Source organism: Saccharopolyspora sp. SCSIO 74807 (assembly GCF_037023755.1).
In the GTDB taxonomy this organism is placed as follows: domain Bacteria; phylum Actinomycetota; class Actinomycetes; order Mycobacteriales; family Pseudonocardiaceae; genus Saccharopolyspora_C; species Saccharopolyspora_C galaxeae.
In genome coordinates this window covers 1751756-1772518 of the sequence record NZ_CP146100.1, presented here as the reverse complement: position 1 = coordinate 1772518, position 20763 = coordinate 1751756, and the positions used below count along the sequence as shown (strand labels likewise).

Here is a 20763-nt window from a genome sequence, read left to right as displayed (position 1 = left end):
TGGGTACGAGTGCCTCAAGGTTTCCGGGCCGGTCGGCGAGGCGGCCGGCCGCAAGCAATTCCGCATCAGGCGCGGCGCAGCACCCAGGTGCGCACCAGCGCGGCGGTCACCCCGGCCAGCGAGATCGCGGCGATGAGCACCGGCAGCGCGACTCGGTTGTCCTGCCCGGCCGGCAGTGTCTCGGCCTTGCCCGCGGCGCGGACCTCTTGCTGCGCGGCGTTATCCCGCTGCTCGCGCTGCTTCGCGGCGGCTTGTTCGCGCAGGTCACCCACGTTCGGGGCGAATCCGGGTGCCGCGCCGAACTGCGACTGCGCCCACGGCGGCAGTGTTCCGGGCGCGGCCGAGCCGTAGTTCGGCGGCACCACGACGACCGGCGCGGAAGTCCCGACGCGCGGGTCGGCGCGCGGCGTGCCCGGCGCCGCGACCGGCGCGGAAGTCTCGTCGTCCGCAGGAACGCCGGGTTCGGCCGACGGTGGTGCGGGTTGCTCGCTGGGTTCCTCGGGTTCGGGCGCGGGCTCCGGTGGCGGCGGTGGCGGCTGCTCCTGACCCGGCACCCGCGCGCCGCCGATGCAGCCGAGCGCGGCGAGGTTGCGGACGTGGGTGCTCACCTCGGAGCCCTTGTCCTGCAGCCCGGAGAGACCTTCGATCTGCCCGGCGAAAGCGTCCGCGAGGTTCTGACCGGAGAAGGTCCGGGTCTCCTCGCCGACGGTGCCGAGGCCGACCGACCCGCTGCCGCTGAACTCCTCCTTCGCCTGCTTGGCGAGGTCGAACTGCAGCGGGAACGCCAGCAGCACGGCCTGCTCCACCTTCGCGTCCAGCGCGGCCGGGCTGGCCACGATGCGCTGGCCGAACTCGCTGCTGTCGGTGCTTCCGGTGCACTGCTCGATCACCGCGGAGCCGGCGGCGTTCGCGGTACCCGCGCCGAGCAGGGTGCTCGCGGTGACCAACGCTCCTGCCGCGCCCGCGGCGAGCACCCGGCCCATCGCCCTGCTCGGCGGACGTTCGCTGACCAGTGGGTTCACCTGCGCGTTCGACTGCTGATCGGCGGCCAGGCCGTCGCTCATGGTTCCTCCCCGAAGATCACCGCCGCGTGACAGCGATTAACACCCTCCGGTGAAAATAACGTGGATCAGCGCGCTGAGTGACGGCCAGTGCAGTGAAAAACCGGCGGAATCCGCATCCTGGGAATCCGGCGCCGGGTCCGGCCGCCGCGCTGTCCGGGCTCGCTCGTAAGCTGCGGCCATGCGCATCGGGGCCCACGTCCGCGACGACGACCCGCTGACCGCCGCCACCGAGCGGGGTGCGGAGGTCGTGCAGTTCTTCCTGTCCGAGCCGCAGGGCTGGAAAGCCCCGAAGCCGCACCCGCAGGCCGCCCAGCTGCGGGACAGCGAACTCGCGGTGTTCGTGCACTCCCCGTACGTCATCAACGTCGCCTCGCTGAACAACCGCATCCGCATCCCGTCCCGCAAGGCGGTCACCCAGCAGGCCAAGGCAGCGGCCGAAGTCGGCGCGCAGGGCCTGGTCGTGCACGGCGGGCACGTGACCAAGGACGACGACCCGGCCGAAGGCATCGCGAACTGGCGCAAGCTGTTCGAGCGGCAGGCCGCCGAAGGCGGGTTCGAAGTCCCGGTGCTGATCGAGAACACCGCGGGCGGGGCGAACGCGATGGCCCGCCGGTTCGACGTGCTGGCCCGGTTGTGGGACGCCGTCGGCGAGTTCGGCGCCGGGTTCTGCCTGGACACCTGCCACGCGCACGCGGCGGGGGAGGACCTGCCCGGCATCGTCGAGCGGGTCAAGGCGATCACCGGGCGGATCGACCTGGTGCACCTGAACGACTCGCGGGACGGTTTCGGCTCCTCGCGGGACCGGCACGCGAACATCGGTGCGGGCGAGATCGACCCGGACGTGCTGGCCGAGGTGTGCCGCAGCGCCGGTGCGCCGGTCGTGGTGGAGACGCCGGGCGAGGGGCAGGCCGCGGACATCGAGTTCCTGCGGAGCAAGGTCGGCGGCTGATCGTCCCGATCGCCCGTTAGGGTCGGTTCCGCGGGCGCGCCCCCGACCGCCCGGAGCCGAAGCGGCGGGAAGGACATCGATGCGCGAGCAGCTCCCGACCGCCCCGATCTTCGACGTCCCCGATCCCAGCCGCACCGCGCGGCGGCTCACCTTCGCAGCGCTGGCCCTGCTGTGCTTGCTGACCGCGTTGACGATGGCGGCCGGGTACGCGAACAAGGCGCGCTGCACCGGGCCGGAGTTCGACGAGTGGGGCCGTTCCGAACCGTCCTACCAGGAGCGTTCCTACCGGGACGGCTGCTACTCGGACATCCAGAACCTGTGGATCGGCCGGGACATCGACCGGCACACCTTCCCGTACGTGCACGGCGGAATCGACGAGGACGGTTCGCTGCACGGCGGTGTCGTCGAATACCCGGTGCTGTCCGGGCTGTTGATCTGGCTCGGGGCGTTGCTGGTGCACACCGATGCCGGCTTCCTGGCCGCATCGGCGCTGCTCATGGCCCCGTTCGGGCTGGCGGTCGCCTGGTGGCTGGGGCGGTTGAGCCGGTGGCGCGCGCTGCTGTGGGCGCTGGGTCCGCCACTGGTGCTGTACGCGTTCCACAACTGGGACCTGCCTGCGGTCGGGTGCGCGACCGCGGCGGTGTTCGTCGTGCACCGGTGCACGACGATGCCGTTGCGCAAGCGCGCGTTCTGGGCGTCGGTGCTGCTCGGAGCGGGGTTCGCGTGCAAGATCTACCCGGGCTTGTTCGTGCTGCCGCTCGCGCTGTACGTGCTCACCGGTGGCCGCCGCGGCGCTGAGCTGCCATCCGGGCTGCCGCCGGGCAAGCGCTACGACGTGCGCGGTGCGCTCGCCGTGGTCGCCGCCGCGGCGGGAACGGTGCTGCTGGTCAACCTCCCGTTCGCGCTGGCCGGCTTCCGCGGCTGGCTGGCGTCGTTCCAGTTCCAGTCGCAGCGCGAGGTGGACCTGAGCACGAACTCCATCTGGTACTGGGGTTTCCGCTCGTTCGCCGACGCCGACGGGTTCCAGGCCGCGGTCAGCGTGGCGTCCCCGCTGCTGATGCTCGGCTCGTTCGCCGCGGCTTGCCTGGTCGGACGGCGGATGCAGCTGCGGGCGGGGACGTTCCCCTGGCTGCAGGTGTCGGCGGCGATGCTGTGCGGATTCCTGCTGCTGCACAAGGTGCACTCGCCGCAGTACACGCTGTGGCTGTTGCCGTTCTTCGTGCTGGTCCGGGTGCGCTGGGGCTGGATCGTCGGCTACCTGCTGGCGGACCTGGCGATGGGGTTGAGCATCTTCCCGTGGATGTACTCGCCGACCGGGATCAACGACGGGTTCACCGCGCAAGCCCTGATGATCGGGGTGTGGGGCCGGGCCGTGTTGCTGGCCGGATTGTTCGTGGCATTCCTCGGCGCGCGGAACTCGGTGGACGAGCCGCTCACTTGAACGGCGCGGGACCGCCGACGGCGGCGCGCGCCCCTTCGGACAGCCGCTTCGTCAGGCGATGCGGCCACGGCAGCGTGAACCGGTCCGGTGCGTCGTCGAGCACGCCACCGGACGGGTCGTGCACGGCCGGACGCTCGTGCGCGCCCGCGGGTTCGAGCGAGGTACGCACCCGATCCGTCTTCGGGCGCAGGATCTCCCGCACCACCAGCACGCACAGCGCGATCACCAGCGCGTCCCGCACCAGCACGGCGCCGAGGAACCAGCCTTCCGGCAGTCCCTTGTTGCCGGTGCCGAGGTAGTAGTACATCCGCGGTGCCCACAGCGCCGCATCGGCGATCATCCAGCTCAGCAGCCACCGCCAGCGCGGCACCGCCAGCACCGCCAGCGGCACCAGCCACAGCGAGTACTGCGGGCTCCACACCTTGTTGGTCAGCAGGAACACCGCCACGACCAGGAAGCACAGCTGCACCAGCCGCGGGCGCACCGGCGCGGCCAGCGCGAGCCAGGCGATTCCCGCGCAGGCGAGGGCGAACACGCCGAGCGAGACCGCGTTGAGCACCACCGGCACCTGGCCGGCGGCCAGCGGACCGTCGAACCCGGCCCAGCCGGTGTAGTGGTACAGCACGTTGTACAGCGAGTCCGGGTCCGCAGACCTGCTGCCGTTGAGCCGGTAGAACTCGCTCCAGCCCCTCGGGTACAGCGCCAAGATCGGCACGTTCACGATCAGCCAGGCCACCGCGGTCGAGAGCAGCACTCGTCCGCCGTCCCGCAACCTCCCGGAACGCAGGCACAGCACCAGCAGCGGCCCGAGCAGCAGGAGCGGATAGAGCTTCGCCGCGGCGCCCAGCCCGATCAGCGCCCCGGCCCAACCCGGTCGTCGCCGCGACCACGCGAGCAACCCGCCGGTCGCGAGCGCGACGGCGAGCGCGTCGAAGTTGGTGAAGGCGTGCACGAACGCCAGCGGTGACAACGCCACCAGCGCCGAATCCCACGGTCGTCGCCCGCCCAGCAGCAGCACCGCCCACGCCGTGCTCAGCCACGCCGCGGTGAGCCAGAACGCGGTGACGTTGAAGTACACGACGGTGATCAGCGCGGAAGGCAGCCAGCCGAGTCCGGCCAGCGTCGACCAGCCGTCGGCGATCTTCGCGTTGACCCACTGGAAGACGCCGGTGACCACCGGGTACTCCATGTACCGGTCCGGCTGGGTCGCCCCGGGGCTCTGCGTCCACGGCGTCTTGTACGGGAACACCCCGTCCGGGGCGAGATCGCCCATGCCGAACCGGGGGATGACGTCCGAATAGCACATCGCCGTGTACTGCTTGCCGTGCCGCCAGTCCAGCTGCGGACCCTGCGACGTGTCGTAAGTCTGCAGGCACGGCGCTTTGAACAGGTAGGCCGCCGAGAGCGTCACCATCGCCAGCAGCAGCACCACCCGCAGCGGCGTCCAGAACCACTGCCTGCCGACCTGCGCGTGCCTGCCCATCCGGCCGCCGAACGGCCGCGCGGCCGCGGCCGCGACGGGTTCGGTCCAACTCGGCGCGACCCGGTCCGCGGCGTCCAGCGACTCGCCGTCCACGGCCGCGCTCACCTTTACGGGCTCCTCAAGCTCGGTGCCGGCGTGCTCGGGCTTCGTGGACACGCCCGGATGCTACGTCCCGGGCGAGCCCGCGCCCGCGCCCGCACCGGGTGGCGCCGGAAGCGCCACCCGGTGCGGATCGACGGTTCATTCGCCGTCGCGTCCCCGGGTCGGGGCCACGCCGTTCGGCATCCCCGCGCCGCCGTCGTCGCCGCCCGGGCTGTCGTTCCCGCCACCGGGGCAGCCGAACAGGCCGCAGCCGGAGCCGGGACCGGGCCGCGACGACTCGGTCTCGCTCTCCGACGTCTCGCTCTCGCTGCTCGTGGGCGGCAGCGAAGACGTTGTCGGCGGCAACGAGGACGTGGTCGGCGGCGGTGCCGTGGTGGACGGCGCCGGCGGCGGTGGCGGCGGCTTCACCTGGTACTGGCCGATCGGCGTCGGCTTCGGGAACTGCTCCACCGGCAGGTTCTTGTGGTAGGCGTTCATGAACTCCTGCCAGACGTCACCTGGCAGTCCGCTGCCGTAGAACGACTTGCCGGTCTTGTCCCGCACCGCAACGGGCTTGCCGTTCTCGTCCGCGAGCATCCCGACCGCGGTGGACAACTGCGGCGTGGTGCCGATCATCCACGCGTTCTGGTTGTCACCGGTCTCGGCGAACTGGTGGGTACCGGTCTTCGACGCCACCGGCCGGTTGCGGTCCAGCGGCAGCTTGGAGTGCTCGGCCACCCCGAGCATCGACTCGATGACGTTCGCGGCGATGTTCTTGGACTTCTCGCCGTCCTTGTCGAACGCGGGCTGCGGCGGCGGGGACGAGAAGGTCTCCGACTTCACGGAGTTCTCGACCTTCTGCACGAACCTCGGCTGCACCCGTTTGCCGTCGTTGGCGAAGGTGCCATATGCGGAGGCCATGTCGATGGTGCGCACCGGGTAGGCACCCAGGGCGATACCGGAGTCGATGGTGCCGTCCGCGTTCTGCAGGCTCGGCTTGCCGCTGAACTGGGCCGGGATGCCCGCGTCGATCGCGGCTTCGCGGACCGAGGGCGGTCCGAACCGCACCGCCATGTTGACGAACACGGTGTTCACCGACTCGTTCATCGCTTCGCGGACGCCGCAGTTCTTGGGGTCGTCGCAGGTCGAGCCTTCGGCGTTGGAGAACTTCGTACCGGCGATCATCTGGTTGTTGCTGCCGTCGTAGGTCTCGCCCAGGCCGTAGCCCTTCTTCAGGCCCGCGGCCGCGACGAACGGCTTGAACGACGAACCCGGCGGCTGCGGCGAACCGGCGTAGTCGAAGAAGACGTTGTCACCGCCGCCGTAGTAGGCGCGCACGTTGCCGGTCTTCGGCTCGACCGCTGCGAGCGTGGTGTGCAGGTTCTGGGGCTGGCCCTGCAAGGTGCGCTGGACGGCTTCCTCCGCGGCCCGCTGCGCGTTGGGATCGATGTTCGTGGTGATCGTGTAGCCGCCGAGGGACAGCGCCTGCTGGTCGTAACCCTCCCGTTCGAGCTCCGCGAGGACCTGCTTGCGGACGTGCAGGTGGGAGCTGCCGTCGCCCTTGCTGGTCCACGCGTCGCGCGGACGGGTCTCGGGCAATTGCATCGCGTCGCGTTCGGCCTTGCTGACGAACTTGTTCGCCAGCATCTGCCCGGCCACGTACTCCCAGCGGCTCTGCGCCTGTTCCTTGTCCGCGCGCGGGTCGTTGTCGTAAGGACGCTGCACCATGCCGGCGAGCACTGCGGCCTCACTCGGATTGAGCTCCGAGGGCAGCTTGCCGAAGTACGCCTCAGCAGCGTCGTGGATGCCCCGCGCGCCCCGCCCGTAGTAGGCGGTGTTCATGTAAGCCTTGAGGATGTCGTCCTTGCTCTGCTGGTTCGTCACCTTGTAGGCGATGACGACTTCCTTCACCTTGCGCGTGATCGAGTACTCGTCCTGGTCCAGCGCGAGCTTGACGTACTGCTGAGTCAGCGTGGAACCGCCGCCCTGGCCACCGACGAACTGGTTGAACACCGCGCCGGCGATCCCCCTGATGGAGAACCCGGGGTTGCTGTAGAAGGACGCGTCCTCGGCTGCGACGGTGGCGTCGAGCATCGGTTTCGCCACTTCTTTGCGCAGGTCGCGGATCATCGTCGTCCCGCCGCCCTCGGGCTCCACGCGGGTCATCTCTTGGCCGTTGGCGTAATTGATCGTGATGGTCTGCTGGGTCTCACTGGCGATCTTCTCCGGGTTCGGGACCTCCCACATGGTGTAGCCCCAGGCGAAGGTGCCGATGCCAAGCAGCAGCATCGCGGCCGCGGCCACGTAGCAGCCGCGGCGTATCCGGCGCCAGATCACCTTGCGCTTGGCCTTGCTGGCGCTCATCTCGTCGTCCGGGAAGAGACCGTCCGGATCGTCGTCGTACGGGCCGTCCGCGTAGGCGCCATCCGAATACCCGTCGTCGAAGTCGTCGTAGTCGTCGTAGCGCCCGCCGTCCGAATAAGAGCTGTCCGAGTAGTAGTTGTACCCGGCGGCACGGGATTCGTGGGTGAGCAGCTCCGGCTCGCGCATGGAACCGCCCGCGCCGCCCGCCGCGCCCGCTGCACCGGCCGCACCGCCCGCCGCGCCGGAGCCCGCACCGGCTGCGGCCGCGGCACCGCCGGCCGCAGCGGCGCCGGCTACTCCACCGACGACGCCACCGGCGGCTGCGGCACCACCCCGCGATCCCCGGTTCGAACCGCCGTCCCGGGCGTTGCCGGGAGTTTGCGGAATGTTCGCGGTTGGCCGTTCGCCCGGATCCTGCGGCGGCCTACCGGTCGGCGGCACCTGGCGGGTGCCCTGCTGGCCGCCCGGGGGCGGAGGGGGGCCCTGCCGGGTCGGCTGCTGACCGGGGCGCTGCTGCGGACCCACCTGCTGAGTGCCCTGCTCGCCGGGCTGCTGCGGGGGCTGCTGCGGATTCGGCTGCTGGGCGTTCGGCGGCTGCTGGGGCGGCTGCGGACGCTGACCCGCACCGGGCGGCGCCTGCCTGCCACCGGCCTGCTCCCGCGGAGGCGGCGGCTGCTGGGCGAACGACGTCGGTAAGTCGAGCTTGCGCCCCTCCGCCGAATCGCCGCGCGAACCCGAGGCGCCATCGTCGTCGTCATCGTCGAACGACGGAGTCCACGCGCCGGTCGTCTCCTGCGGCGACTCCGGAGCCGAACCCGAGCGCTGCTGGCCGGACGGACCGTTGCGCACGGTGTCCGGCCCGGACTGCGCTCCTTCACCGGGCCACTGCGGCTGTTCGCCCTGCCGGGAACGGCCCGCACCATCTCCTGCGCGCGGCCCTTGCCCCGGCGGCGGTCCGGGCGGCGGTCCTTGCTGACCGGCTCCCTGCTGACCGGGCCCCTGCTGACCGGGCCGCTGCGGCTGGCCTTGCTGCGGGCCCTGCTGCCCAGCAGGCGGACCCTGCGGCGGACGCTGCGGAGCGCCGCCCTGCCCGGGCGGCGGACCGGCGGGCCTGCCGGACTGCGGCGGCTGCTGGTTCGGCGGCGGCCCCTGCGGCGCACCACCCTGCCCGGGGGGCGGCCCCGGCGGTGGTCCTTGCGACCGCGGACCCTGCTGCCGGGCCGTGGGGGGCGTGTCCCGGTCTTCGGGGGGACCGGGGTTGCGACCTTCGGGCTGCCGGGAGTGGCGGCCACGAGCCGGGTCGTCACGCTCGTCGTTCACGAGTTGGCCTCCAGGACAGGCGTCGGTCGACGCCAGGTGATGCATTCAAGTCGGGGTACGCCCGCTGAGCGGCGCTGCTGGGGTGTCACGGCCCGGTTCACTCCGCCGCAGTCTTGCGCCGGTGGCGGCGGTCGTTCAAGTCACCGGTGCCCAGCACGTACGACTGCACCAGGTGGTTCCACCGACAGGTGCGGCACACCTCGACGACGTGCACGGTGAATTCCTTGAACACGGCCGCGAACCGTTCCAGCTCTTCGGGGCCGCGGGCGGAGCCCGAAGCGTGCTTGAGCTCCTCGCCGAAGATCCACGAAACCATCGTGAGCGACTCCTTGCGGCAGACCGGGCAGGTCACGTCGCTGGGCTGGCCGTGGTACTTCGCCGCCCGCAGCAGGTACGGGTTGGCATCGCAGACCTCATCAACCCCGACTCGGCCCGCGTGGACCCGCGCGAGCAGCGCCCGGCGCTGCAACGCGTAATCCACCACTTGCCGTTGGGTCCGCACGAGGGACAGGGTACGTGTCCGCTGCTGCGGCTCCATGCGCCGTTCAGGGCAGGACCGGTTTGTGCGGTCTGCCCGGCCTGCCGGTAGCGGCGCCGTAGCGCCCGACCTGCGATTTTCCGAGATCCCGGACGGATATACTGCTTCGGCGAGCAAGTGCCGCGGGTGGTCCGGTGGCCCCGGGACGCACCGGGGGCCGCGGTTCGCGCGCCTTTCGAGGGGGGAGCCGGCTCAGCGGGAACAGCCCGGGCCGGGCCGCGGTTGTCAGGTTCAGCGGCGCAGCGCGCGGACCGGTCGGGGTCCGGAGGCGGCCGCGCACCAGGTCGGTCGATGCGCGCCGCCCGCGCTGCGCGCCGGACCGCCAGGGAAAGGGAGACGAATGATCAACAAGGAGAACCCTGCCATGAGCACAGACCGCCGCGAGGGTGCGGTTCGAGTGGCGATCGCAGGCGTCGGCAATTGCGCCGCTTCGCTGGTGCAGGGCGTCCACTACTACGCCGACGCCGACCCGGACGCCCGCGTACCCGGACTCATGCACGTGCAGTTCGGCGAGTACCACGTGCGCGACGTGCAGTTCGTGGCCGCGTTCGACGTGGACGCCAAGAAGGTCGGCAGGGACCTCTCCGAAGCGATCGTGGCCAGCGAGAACAACACCATCAAGATCGCCGACGTGCCGCCGCTGGGCGTGCCGGTGCAGCGCGGGCGAACCCTCGACGGCCTCGGGCAGTTCTACCGCGAAACGATCACCGAGGCCGAGGAGCAGCCGGTCGACGTGGCGCAGGCACTGCGCGACGCCGAGGTGGACGTGCTGGTGTCCTACCTCCCGGTGGGCTCGGAAGACGCGGGCAAGTTCTACGCGCAGGCCGCGCTGGACGCCGGGGTGGCGTTCGTCAACGCGCTGCCGGTGTTCATCGCCTCCGACCCGGAGTGGGCGCGGAAGTTCACCGACGCCGGGGTGCCGATCGTCGGCGACGACATCAAGTCGCAGGTCGGCGCGACGATCACGCACCGGGTGCTGGCCAAGCTGTTCGAGGACCGGGGCGTGCACCTGGACCGCACGATGCAGCTCAACGTCGGCGGCAACATGGACTTCCTGAACATGAAGGAATCCCAGCGCTTGGAGTCGAAGAAGACCTCCAAGACCCAGTCGGTCACCTCGCAGGTGCAGCGCGACCTGGACAAGCGCAACGTGCACATCGGCCCGTCGGACTACGTGCCGTGGCTGGACGACCGCAAGTGGGCCTACATCCGGCTGGAAGGCCGCGCGTTCGGCGACGTGCCGCTGAACCTGGAGTACAAGCTGGAGGTGTGGGACTCGCCGAACTCGGCGGGGATCATCATCGACGCGCTGCGCGCCGCGAAGATCGCCAAGGACCGCGGCGTCGGCGGACCGGTGCTGTCCGCTTCGTCGTACTTCATGAAATCGCCGCCGGAGCAGTACGCGGACTCCGACGCCTACCAGGCGGTCGAGGACTTCATCACCAGCTGAGGAACTCCCCGCCGCCCGCGCGGATCAATGCTGCAGCTGCTGCTCGGCGCGGGAGAGCACCGCGTGCGCGGTGGCGTTGCCGTTGGTGGTGACCCAGGAGACCCGCAACCCCGGCCGCACCCGGGAGCGGCCGATCCGCATCGGCCAGGTCGCCACCCGGCGCGCCTGCTGGGCGATCGCCGCACCGGTGCCGTGCGGGTGGTCGGCGACCAGTGCGAACTCGTCGCCGCCGTAGCGGGCCACGGTGTGCTCGTCGGGCAGACCTTGCCGGAGCCTGCCCGCGAGGGTGCTGAGCAGTTCGTCGCCGCGGTCGAAACCGTGCTCGGTGTTGAACGCGGCCAGCTGCTGCACGTCGATCAGCACCAGGGTGGTGAGCATGCCGCGGGTGCGCGCCCGCACCAGGGACTGCTCCAGCCGGTCCAGCAGCAGCGCGCGCCCCGGCAGGCCGGTCAGCGGGTCGAGCAGGCCGCGGGCGTGACCGACGTCGGTCTGCACGGCCTGCAGCAGGATCAGCACCCGGCGCTTGCCCTGTGCGCGGACCGCGTGGAAATCGCCCCACAGCCGCGTCGGGTGGCCGCCGCGCTCGACCACCATCGGGGTGGACAGCGGGGAACCGGCGCGCAGCACCTGGCCGGCCAGTTCGGACCAGTCCGGCATGGCCGCGCCGGTGTCGTCGCGCACCGTCCAGCCGCTGGGGCGGGCGCCGGTGAGCAGATCGGACTTGGTCAGCTGCATGAGGTCCGCGGCGACGTCGTTGGTGGCGAGCACCTGGCCGCGCTCGTCGGTGAGCAGCACACCAACGGTCAGCCCGGTGATCAGCTCGTCCCAGATCGGCGGCAACTGGGACGGTGCTGTCACGTCGAGGACACTCATTCGGCCCCTCCTCCCCACCAAACGGAGCAGTCCTCTGGACTCTCCTCCGCGGAGAGGGGCTAATTCAAGAGCATCACTACCACCCGTAATGGTGGTATTCACGGAACGCTAATAACGCTGGGTCAGCAAGTATCGTTGCTGTCGATCAGGCGCCACCCGATGCGGGAATCGACCTGTCCGGACGGTTGACGGTAACCGACTCCGGTCCGCCCGGCCGCCCGCGACGCGGCGACGCGCTCCGAGCGCGATCAAGGCGGCCTCTAGGCTGGGCAAGGTCGCCGGATCGGCGACGGCACCCGCACTACGACCTGGACGGTGAACCGTGGCGGTGAGCGGACCGGCGACGAGACCCGCACTGCGCCAGCTGATGCACGAGCACCGAGGACTGCTGCTGGCGATCGGGATCGCCGAGCTGGTCGCCGTGCTCATGGTCTCCACGATCAGCCCGCACGACCACATCGACGGCGAGGTCTACCGGCTCGGCGCGCGCGCCTGGCTCGCGGGCCAGGACGTCTACGGACCGCTGCCCGCCACCGAGTCGGGCCTCAAGCTGCCGTTCATCTACCCGCCGTTCGCGGCGATCCTGTTCAGCCCGCTCGGGCTGGTGCCCAAGACCGCCGCGGTGGCGGTCATCATGCTCGTCTCGCACCTGTCGCTGCTGATCACGCTGTACGTGGTGCTCGGCACCGCGAAGTTCCTGCGCGGGCAGCGCGAGCGGCTGCTGCTGGGCACCGCGGTCGCGCTGCCGCTGGCGACGTTGTCCGAGCCGGTGATGGAGACCATCACCTACGCGCAGATCAACCTCGTGCTGATGGCGATGGTCGCGGTGGACTGCCTGTGGCGCACCGAACCGGGCCGCAAGCTGCCCTACCCGCGCGGGCTGCTGATCGGGATCGCCGCAGGGATCAAGCTCACCCCGGCCGCCTTCCTGCTGTTCTTCGTGCTGCGCAAGGACTTCCGGCCGGTCCTGATGGCGGTGCTGGGCTTCCTCGGCACCGTGCTGGCCGGAGTCGTGCTGGCCTTCGACGACGCGCGCGAGTTCTGGCTGCACCAGGTGCTGGCCACCGGCAACGTCTCGTTCGGGCCGACGTTCACCGGCGACGCCTCGGTTTACGCGGGCAACCAGTCGCTGCGCTCGGCGCTGACCAAGCTCGGCGTCGGGCACGTGTCGATCGTGTTCCTCGTGCTGGCGGTGCTGGTGCTGGCGCTGGCCGTGGTGGGCATGGTGCACGCGATCCGGCAGCAGGACCTGCCGATGGCGGTGACGCTCAACGGCGTCCTGTCGCTGCTGGTGTCGCCGATCTCCTGGTCGCACCACTGGGTGTGGGCGATTCCGGGGCTGGTGCTGCTGGCGGGGGCCGCGTGGAGCAGGCGGAACTGGCCGCTGCTGGTGATCACCGCGCTGGCCGCGTCCTTCTTCATGATCGGACCGCACTGGAAGGTGCCGCAGGGCTACGGCCGCGAGCTGCGCTGGAACCTCTTCGAGCACCTGATCGGCAACGCTTACGTCTACTTCGGACTCGCGCTGCTGGTTTACGCCGGGCTCGCTTGGTGGCGGGCGCGGCGGACCGGCGCGGGCCGGGACATCGCGGAAACCACCGAGCCGGTCACCGCGGCTTCCTGAGCGAGCGACGAAAACGGCCGCCGGATGTCCGGCGGCCGTTTTGCGCGGCAGGGCTCAGATGCGCTGCAACTCGACGGTGTCCTCGATGCTGCGTCCCGGGGCGGGGCCCGGCGATGGCGAACCCCTCCCCGGCACGACCAGCGACGGCAGCGGGCCGCCGAGCACCGGCAGCGCCATCTCGACCGGCGCCGCACGCGGCATCGGGAACGGGTTGCGGGCCACCACGTCCCGTTCCGCCAGTACTGCGTCGAGCGCGTCGAGCGGTTTGACCTGCACCGGCAGCTTCAGCGGGTCGCTGGTGAAGCGGGCGGCCAGCAGCGGCGTGGTCGGCAGGTCGCCGGTCCGCATCGCTCGATCGAACGCAGCACCCACCCGCTCGGGAGCGGGCGCGGAGACGCGGTCGGCGCCGAAGGCGTTGAGCTCGCCCAGCGGCGGCAGCGGTGCCTGCACACCGGGCCGCTCCGCCGCGCGCGGCTCGGCCACCAACGGGTGCTGAAGAGCCGGCGCCTCGTTCGCGGCGACCAGGTACTCGCCCGGCAGTTGCGACGACACGGAGTCCCGCTGGCCGATCGCGTGCGCGGGCTCGTCCAGCGCCACCGCGAGCAGCGACGGCGGCAGCGTGTGCAGCCGGTACTCCGGCGCTGGGAGCACGCCGGAAGTGAGGTCGACCGACTCGGCGTCGAGCAGCGCGGCCGTGGGCGGCGCCTGGCGATGAACCTCCTGCCGCCGAGCCTCCTGCGGCTGGGTCTCCTGCCGCTGGGACTGCTGCCACAGCGACACCAGCCCCTCGCCCGCCGGAGCCGCGGCGCGCGGTTGCTCGCGAACCACCTCGCCGATCGCTCCCGCCCAGCTCAGCGACCGGTGGAACCCCTCAGCCGGAGTGCGCAGCGCGTGCCGGGAGGGCGCGGCACCGGGCTCCATGCTGTGCCTGCCCGCGCTCGGCGCCGGGCGCGCGGTGGCCGGGTCGGCCACCCAGCCCGCGAGTTCCATCCGCGGCACCCGCGACGCGAGCCAGCCCTGCTCGCTCAGCGCGGGGATCTCCCGCGTGGGCGCGTCTTCGACGGCAGGAAGCAGGTCCCGCACCGGGTCGATCCGGCCGGTGAGCACCAGCGCCCGGTAGCGCCCGTCTCCACCGGAACGCAGGTGCGCGGGGAACAGCTCGCCGTCCATCCGCACGGCTGCGTCGCGCGCGGGGAATATCGGCTGGGTGTCCTCCGCGCTGTGCAGCGGCCGGTGCTGGTCCGCGCTCGACGCGCGATGCGCGCCGTTGCCTGCGGGGGAGTCGCCGGAATGCCGCGCGGCGTTCGCGTCTTCGGTGGCGGCCATGGTCGTTCCCACGGCCAGCACACCGCCGGTCACCAGCGCGGCGCGGACGCCTCGCTTCGCCCAGGTCTGCATGGGGTCTCCTTCGGATGTGTCCCGCGCGGGCGGGGAAGAGCAGTGGTTCGGGGGAGCGCCGCATCGGATCTCCGGGGCGCGTCGCGGTTGATCGCCGACCTAGTCGGGCGTGGTGCCGGGTGCCGAGCCTTCGGCGCCGAGCAGGGCGCGCGCGGCCGGATGTTCGACGCGTTGCGCGGCCGTGGGCAGCGGTGTGGACGACGGCGGTTGCCCGGTGATGCCGAGCCCGCCGCCGTGGCCGAGTCCGTCGGCCGGGCAACCACATCCGGCGGCGGGCGGCGCGGGCAGCAGACCCGGGTGGCGCGGTGGCCAGGGCAGTGGCGGCGCGGGACTGTCCGGGCTCTCGCTTGTGATCACGGCGCCGCCGTCGGCTGCCGGCTCGGGTGCGGTGCGCGGTTCGTCGAGGTGGTGCGGAAGCGGTGCCGCAGCGGAGGGCGGAGGTCGCGCGGCGAGCGGCGCGGGCGGCGCCTCCGGTGTCCACGATGGCGGTTCGGGTTCGGCCGCGGGCGGGGCGGGCTCCGTCGGGGCCGGATCGCCGGAGTGCCCGTCGCTCAGCGGGTCCAGCAGCGAGTGCGCACCGGGCACCAGGTCCGCGGCCGACTCGGCCGTGCCGACGAGGCGCTGCGGGTCCAGGTCGTGCAGCGCGAACTCGCCGGCTTCCGCGGAGTCCGGCTCGGGCTGCGGCGCGGGCACGAGCCCGCGAGCGGTGTCGGTAGCTAAGGACAGCAGCGAGGGCGCGGAATCGTCCGCCGCGGGCCGGGAATCCGCGGCCTGCGCGCCGTCGTCGATCATCGCACGGCCTTGCTGGGCAGCGGCCCCGTCCGCGTGGCCGACCGCAGCGGCGGCGACCTGTTCGGCTGGGCCAGGCACGGTGATCTCGGGCAGGACGGGCTCCGCCGCGTGCGCCAGCCAGCCCACCGAGGTGCCCGCGGCCGTCGCGCCCGCGACGACCAGCGTCCGGGCCAGCAGCCGCCATCCGCGGCCGCCGCCCGTCCTCCGGAGGCTGTCCGACATCTGCTGTTCCGGTCCCGTGCTCGGCGTTGTCGCCCCGGGCGCCGCACTCGCTCACCCGCGAGATTGCGCCATCCGGCGGCTTGATCCGCATTGCCGACGGGAACTTTGTCAGCGCAGCGGCCGCGGAGGTACCCGGTCACCACCAACATCGCCGGATCGAGTTACAAGAAAATCTCCGCGGAAACCGCGTCAAGATCGCTCCGGGCGCCCGGGCACGCAACCGGCACGGCTACGGTTGCAGGGTGAGCGACGCGAAGATCACTCCGGCCGACGCCGCCTCCGACGTGCCGCGCGTGCTGCGGGTATCGGCAGCGGTGTCCTGGCGGATCCTGGTGGTGCTCGGCCTGTTCTACGTGCTGGGGATGGCGATCGGCCGGCTGTACGTCGTGGTGATCCCGGTGGCCATCGCCCTGCTGCTGGCCGCGCTGCTGGCACCCGCGGTGTCCTGGGTGACGCGGCTGCGGATGCCGGAGCGGGTCAGCACCGCGGTTCCGTGGCTGGGCCGAATCCGGGTGCCGCGGGCGCTGGCGACCGCGGTCGTGCTGATCGGCGGGCTGGCGCTGGTCGGCAGCGTGCTCAGCTTCGTGATCAACGCTTTCATCAGCGGTTTTCCGGCGTTGCAGCGGCAGATCCTGCGCAGCTTCGACCAGATCCGGGGCTGGCTGCTGCAGGGGCCGCTGCACCTGCGCGAGGAGCAGATCGACCAGTACATCGGGCAGGCCGCCGGCTGGCTGCAGGAGAACCAGGCCGCGCTGACCAGCGGGGCGCTGTCCACCGCCTCCACGTTCGGCAACCTGCTCACCGGCCTGGTGCTGGCACTGTTCACGCTGATCTTCTTCCTGCACGACGGGCGGCAGGTGTGGACGTTCCTGCTGAAGCTGGTGCCGAGCGCGGCGCGGGACCGGGTGGACGTGGCCGGGGTGCGCGGGTTCGCCTCGCTGGTCGGCTACGTGCGGGCGACAGCGCTGGTCGCCGTGGCCGATGCGATCGGCATCGGGATCGGGCTGACGGCCATCGGGGTGCCGCTGGCGCTGCCGCTGTCCGCCCTGGTGTTCCTCGGCGGGTTCGTGCCGATCGTCGGCGCGGTGGCTTCCGGCGCGGTGGCGGTGCTGGTCGCGCTGGTGACCAGCGGCCCGGTGGACGCCCTGCTGGTGGTCGCGGTGGTGCTGGCGGTGCAGCAGCTCGAAGGCAACGTGCTGCAGCCGATGCTGCTGGGACGTGCGGTGCGGATCCACGCGCTGGCGGTGGTGCTGGCGATCAGCGCAGGCGTGGTGGTCGCGGGCATCGTGGGGGCGCTGCTGTCGGTGCCGCTGGTCGCGGTGCTGAACTCGGCGATCCGCTCGCTGGCGGCCGGGGAGACCTCGGCGTCGCTGGTGGATCCGGACGACCCGCGGCAGGCGGAGCCGGACGCGGATTCCGACGGGGAATCGGTCGCGCGGGAAACGGATTCGGACGACGCTCGGTGACCGCACGCCGGGATTCCACCGAACACGAAATCTATTCAGGAATTGTCGCCTGCGCGGTCCGGAAAGGCGGCTACGCCACGGTGACCGCATTCCGCCCCGCCGACTTCGCCTGCATCAGCGCCGCGTCCGCGGCGGCCAGCAGATCCCCGAGCTCGTAGCCGAACCGCACCGAGGTCGCCACCCCGGCGCTCACCGTCACCCCGCACAGCTCGCGCGGCTCGCCGAGGGTGTCCCGCGTGGGCACGGAAAGCGCAGCGATCGCCAATCGGATGCGGTCGGCGACCACGCGGGCCACCTCCGGTGCGGCCGTCGGCAGCAGCACCACGAACTCCTCGCCGCCGAACCTGCCGACCACGTCGTCCTTGCGGACGCTGCCGCGCAGCGTCAGCGCCACGGCCGCGAGCACCGCGTCACCGGCCATGTGCCCCACCTCGTCGTTGACCCGCTTGAAGTGGTCCAAGTCCAGCAGCAGCACCGCGGTCGGCTGCTGCCGCGCGCACGCCCGGCGCAGCTCGGCCCGGGCGAGGCGGTCCCAGTGCAGCGCATTGGCCAGCCCGGTCTTGCCGTCGCGCTGCGCCGAGCGGCGCCAGTGCGGCAGCTGCCCGGCCAGATCGAGCAACGCCAGCACCGGAGCTCCCAGCAGCGCCACGCCCGGCTCCCGCAGCACCGCCATGCCCAGCACACCGCCGAAGCACGCCGCCACGATGCCCAGCAGCACGTCGGCGGACTCGCCCAGCACTTCCGAACCGCGCGCGTCCGGGTCCCGCAGCCGCAGGCCGATGGCGACGAGCGCGGCCCGGACCAGCAACAACACGGTGCCCGCGAGCACGATCAGCACCGGATTCCACGCCGGGTCCCGCCAGCCGATCACCCACCGGGCGGCGAACACGGCCCAGACCGTCGCGGCGCTGACGAACAGCCACCGGTGCGGCTCCGGGCGCCGCTCCAGCGCGGCGTGCAGACCGGGCCCGACCAGCAGCAGGACCAGCAGATCCGGCGGCAGCGTCAGCCCGCCCGCCGCGAGGTAGGCGGTGTGCACCGTCCACGGGTCGCGCCGCACCTCGCTGCGCACCCGGATCGACACCGAGGTCGCGATGATGACCACGCCCGCGGTGGCCGCAAGCATGCTGAAGCGCAGCCATTCGCCCGGGCTCGGCGGCGAGCTGCCCAGCACCACCGGGAGCACCACGGCGAGGGCCGCGGTTTCGACCAGCAGCCCGTAGATCAAGGCGGGCGCCCGGAGCCTCGGCCACAGCGCCATGAATCCTCGCGTCTCTTCGCCACCCGCATGGACCAGGGCGATTGGTCCGTTCGCAATTCCCGATCCGCACGAATGGCGTCGTTGTCGCACAACCGATCAACGGATCGATCACTGCTCCAGAGACTCGCATAACCCGATCAAGCGGTGATAGCCGGGACGGCCTCCCATTCGATTGATCCATTCGGTGACAACAAACACCCAGCGTGTTCACCGATCGCCGGGTTACGAGATCGTCGCCGTACGGCAGGATGGGCCGCCGGGAAGGAGCAACCGTGGCCACACCGCACGCCAGCCAGCCAGCGCAACGACCGCGCGTCGCCGACGGCCGGACACCGCTGTGGCGCACGCACAACTTCTTCCGCTCCGTGGGGCTGTGCTACGCGATCCTGTGCTTCGCGATCCAGTTCCGGGACTACCGGTACCCGGCGCTGGCGGCGGCCGAACTGCTGATCATGATCGGCTGGACGGTGTTCACGGTCCGGCGGTTCCGGGTGCGCGAGCACCGCACGAACCGCCTCGTGCTGATCGACCAGGTGCTGGTCTCGGTGCTGTTCCTGAGCAACGAGCTGATCATGACCGAGCAGCAGATGACCGACGACCTGCCGTCGGTGGTGACCCTGTGGCAACCGTCGATGGTGACGCTGGCGGCGGTGCAGTGGGGTTGGCTCGGCGGCGGCGTGTCCGGCGTGCTCTCCGCGGGGATCAACTTCCTGATCCGCGGCCACTCCAACTCCGTGATGCTGCAGGAGGCCGTGCTGCTGGTCGGTACCGGCGTGCTGTTCGGGCTGGCCGCGGACACCGCGCGCCGGTCGACCGAGCGGCTCAGCCAGGCGTTGCGCGCGGAGGCGGCCACCGCCGAGCGCGAACGCCTGGCCCGGTCGATCCACGACAGCGTGCTCCAAGTGCTGGCCAGGGTGCGCAGGCGCGGCACCGAACTCGGCGGGGAAGCCGCCGAACTCGCCCAGCTCGCGGGGGAGCAGGAGATCGCGTTGCGCTCGCTGGTGGCGACCGCCCCGGTCGAACCGACCGCCGGGGGCGAGACGGACCTGGTGGCCCGGCTGCAGGTGTTGCGCAGCGGACGAGTGCAGGTATCGGTGCCCGCCACGAGCGTGCTGCTGCCGGAACCGCTGTGCTCGGACCTGTTCTCGGTGGTGCGGGAAGCGTTGGAGAACGTCGAACGGCACGCGGGCTCCGAGGCGCGGGCATGGGTGCTGCTGGAGGAACTGCCGGACGAGATCGTGCTCAGCGTCCGCGACGACGGGCCCGGCATCCCCGAAGGGCGGCTCGACGAGGCCGCCGCCGAGGGGCGGATGGGCGTGGCCCAGTCGATCCGCGGTCGCGTCGCCACGCTGGACGGAACGGTCGCGCTGGACACCTCGCCGGGGGAAGGCACCGAGTGGGAGCTGCGCGTGCCGCGCCCCTCGACGACCGACGGGACCGCTGACACGGCGCCCCTGGGCGAACGGGCGAAACGCCCGGACGGGAAGATCTCCGGCAGGCGTACCGCCGCGGGCACCGGAACCGAGCAGGACGCCGCCGGGCGCCGGTCGCCGGACTCCGCGGACGAGGTTTCCGCAGCCGAGGCACGTCGCATAGGAGGAGACGGATGACCGAGCCGCAGGTCTCGGTGATGGTTGTCGACGATCACCCCATTTGGCGCGACGGCGTGTCCAGGGATCTCTCCGAACGCGGCTTCGAGGTGCGGGCCACCAGCGCGGACGCGGTCTCCGCGCTGCGCATCGCCCGTACCGTGCGCCCGGACGTGGTGCTGATGGACATCAACCTCGGCGACACCTCCGGGGTGGACGCGTCCCGGCAGATCACCCAGGAGATCCCCGGCACCCGGGTGCTGGTGCTCTCGGCCAGCGGCGAGCACAGCGACGTGCTGGAAGCGGTCAAGGCCGGTGCCTCCGGCTACCTGGTGAAGTCCGCCTCGGTGGACGAGCTGGTCGACGCGGTGCAGCGCACCGCGGCCGGGGATGCGGTGTTCAACGCGGGGCTGGCCGGGCTGGTGCTCGGCGAGTACCGGCGGATGGCCGTCACCCCCGGCGGGGAGTCGCAGGCTCCGCAGCTCAGCGACCGGGAGACCGAGGTGCTGCGGCAGGTGGCGAAGGGCCTGACCGCGCGCCAGATCGCGAACAAGCTGGTCATCTCGCACCGCACGGTGGAGAACCACGTGCAGTCCACGCTGCGCAAGCTCCAGCTGCACAACCGCGTGGAGCTGGCCCGCTACGCCATCGAGCACGGCTTGGACGCCGACGGCGAAACCGAGTGATCCGCCCAGCCCTCCGCAAGATCTTTCCCGGTTCACCCGACCCGGTCACCGAGCACGGTGGCCGGGTCGTCGCTCGTCCGGACCCGACCGGATTTCCCCCAGGTCACACCGCTTCTCACCGCCGGTGAGCAGCGCGTCGGCGCTCGTCGTCCGGGCGGGTGC

15 protein-coding genes are annotated in these 20763 nt (G+C 71.7%); 7 read left to right on the top strand and 8 right to left on the bottom strand.

Features of this window, described 5'->3' with window-relative positions; genetic code table 11:
• Nucleotides 1–65: 65 nt before the first annotated feature.
• Nucleotides 66–1064, bottom strand: coding sequence for a hypothetical protein (locus V1457_RS07915; RefSeq protein WP_338601967.1), 999 nt, complete (start codon nt 1062–1064; stop codon nt 66–68).
• A 178-nt stretch (nt 1065–1242) separates the two neighbouring features.
• Here V1457_RS07915 and V1457_RS07910 point away from each other — a divergent pair, with 178 nt between their 5' ends.
• Both V1457_RS07910 and V1457_RS07905 read left to right on the top strand, forming a co-directional pair.
• On the top strand, nt 1243–2013 hold the full coding sequence (locus V1457_RS07910) for a deoxyribonuclease IV (protein ID WP_295141541.1): 771 nt from the start codon (nt 1243–1245) through the stop codon (nt 2011–2013).
• A 79-nt stretch (nt 2014–2092) separates the two neighbouring features.
• Nucleotides 2093–3454, top strand: coding sequence for a hypothetical protein (locus tag V1457_RS07905; protein ID WP_338601962.1), 1362 nt, complete (start codon nt 2093–2095; stop codon nt 3452–3454).
• Here the strand turns inward: V1457_RS07905 and V1457_RS07900 are convergent.
• The 3 genes from V1457_RS07900 to V1457_RS07890 all read right to left on the bottom strand — a co-directional run bounded on the left by V1457_RS07900 (nt 3447) and on the right by V1457_RS07890 (nt 9204).
• Complete coding sequence (locus V1457_RS07900; protein ID WP_307849824.1) at nt 3447–5093, bottom strand: glycosyltransferase 87 family protein; 1647 nt, start codon at nt 5091–5093, stop codon at nt 3447–3449. The two genes, V1457_RS07905 and V1457_RS07900, sit on opposite strands and share 8 nt — an antisense overlap.
• Nucleotides 5094–5177: 84 nt before the next feature.
• A complete protein-coding gene (locus V1457_RS07895; protein WP_338601956.1) occupies nt 5178–8702 on the bottom strand; it encodes a transglycosylase domain-containing protein in 3525 nt (1174 codons plus the stop codon).
• A 97-nt stretch (nt 8703–8799) separates the two neighbouring features.
• Nucleotides 8800–9204 (bottom strand): DUF5318 domain-containing protein, encoded by a 405-nt coding sequence (locus tag V1457_RS07890; protein WP_200067994.1) that lies wholly within the window; start codon nt 9202–9204, stop codon nt 8800–8802.
• 400 nt (nt 9205–9604) lie between these two features.
• Here V1457_RS07890 and V1457_RS07885 point away from each other — a divergent pair, with 400 nt between their 5' ends.
• Entirely contained in the window at nt 9605–10690 is a 1086-nt protein-coding gene (locus V1457_RS07885; protein ID WP_200067995.1) for an inositol-3-phosphate synthase, read from the top strand.
• Between the two features lie 24 nt (nt 10691–10714).
• On the opposite strand, the gene V1457_RS07880 is transcribed toward V1457_RS07885, so the two are convergent.
• The gene (locus tag V1457_RS07880) at nt 10715–11563 is read right to left on the bottom strand and encodes a GGDEF domain-containing protein (RefSeq protein WP_338601951.1); all 849 of its coding nucleotides are present in this window, start codon (nt 11561–11563) and stop codon (nt 10715–10717) included.
• Nucleotides 11564–11891: 328 nt separating this feature from the next.
• On the opposite strand from V1457_RS07880, the gene V1457_RS07875 reads away from it, so the two are divergent.
• A complete protein-coding gene (locus V1457_RS07875; protein WP_338601948.1) occupies nt 11892–13187 on the top strand; it encodes a glycosyltransferase 87 family protein in 1296 nt (431 codons plus the stop codon).
• 54 nt (nt 13188–13241) lie between these two features.
• On the opposite strand, the gene V1457_RS07870 is transcribed toward V1457_RS07875, so the two are convergent.
• On the bottom strand, nt 13242–14585 hold the full coding sequence (locus tag V1457_RS07870) for a hypothetical protein (RefSeq protein WP_338601945.1): 1344 nt from the start codon (nt 14583–14585) through the stop codon (nt 13242–13244).
• Between the two features lie 99 nt (nt 14586–14684).
• Complete coding sequence (locus tag V1457_RS07865) at nt 14685–15599, bottom strand: hypothetical protein (protein ID WP_338601942.1); 915 nt, start codon at nt 15597–15599, stop codon at nt 14685–14687.
• Nucleotides 15600–15841: 242 nt separating this feature from the next.
• On the opposite strand from V1457_RS07865, the gene V1457_RS07860 reads away from it, so the two are divergent.
• Nucleotides 15842–17065 (top strand): AI-2E family transporter, encoded by a 1224-nt coding sequence (locus tag V1457_RS07860; RefSeq protein ID WP_200068000.1) that lies wholly within the window; start codon nt 15842–15844, stop codon nt 17063–17065.
• A gap of 70 nt (nt 17066–17135) precedes the next feature.
• Here V1457_RS07860 and V1457_RS07855 read toward each other — a convergent pair whose 3' ends face one another.
• Nucleotides 17136–18326, bottom strand: a complete 1191-nt coding sequence (locus V1457_RS07855; RefSeq protein WP_295138641.1) for a diguanylate cyclase — start codon at nt 18324–18326, stop codon at nt 17136–17138.
• A 272-nt stretch (nt 18327–18598) separates the two neighbouring features.
• Here V1457_RS07855 and macS point away from each other — a divergent pair, with 272 nt between their 5' ends.
• Together macS and V1457_RS07845 are read left to right on the top strand one after the other, a co-directional pair.
• Complete coding sequence (macS, locus tag V1457_RS07850) at nt 18599–19936, top strand: MacS family sensor histidine kinase (protein WP_295138638.1); 1338 nt, start codon at nt 18599–18601, stop codon at nt 19934–19936.
• Entirely contained in the window at nt 19933–20601 is a 669-nt protein-coding gene (locus V1457_RS07845) for a response regulator transcription factor (RefSeq protein ID WP_200068002.1), read from the top strand. The genes macS and V1457_RS07845 overlap by 4 nt, the downstream gene beginning before the upstream one ends.
• Nucleotides 20602–20763: the final 162 nt, after the last annotated feature.

Coding starts and splice junctions, on each gene's coding strand:
- V1457_RS07915 (WP_338601967.1), bottom strand. CDS start 1,064: ATGAGCGACGGCCTGGCCGCCGATCAGCAGTCGAACGCGCAGGTGAAC.
- V1457_RS07910 (WP_295141541.1), top strand. CDS start 1,243: ATGCGCATCGGGGCCCACGTCCGCGACGACGACCCGCTGACCGCCGCC.
- V1457_RS07905 (WP_338601962.1), top strand. CDS start 2,093: ATGCGCGAGCAGCTCCCGACCGCCCCGATCTTCGACGTCCCCGATCCC.
- V1457_RS07885 (WP_200067995.1), top strand. CDS start 9,605: ATGAGCACAGACCGCCGCGAGGGTGCGGTTCGAGTGGCGATCGCAGGC.
- V1457_RS07880 (WP_338601951.1), bottom strand. CDS start 11,563: ATGAGTGTCCTCGACGTGACAGCACCGTCCCAGTTGCCGCCGATCTGG.
- V1457_RS07870 (WP_338601945.1), bottom strand. CDS start 14,585: ATGCAGACCTGGGCGAAGCGAGGCGTCCGCGCCGCGCTGGTGACCGGC.
- V1457_RS07865 (WP_338601942.1), bottom strand. CDS start 15,599: ATGTCGGACAGCCTCCGGAGGACGGGCGGCGGCCGCGGATGGCGGCTG.
- V1457_RS07855 (WP_295138641.1), bottom strand. CDS start 18,326: ATGGCGCTGTGGCCGAGGCTCCGGGCGCCCGCCTTGATCTACGGGCTG.
- V1457_RS07845 (WP_200068002.1), top strand. CDS start 19,933: ATGACCGAGCCGCAGGTCTCGGTGATGGTTGTCGACGATCACCCCATT.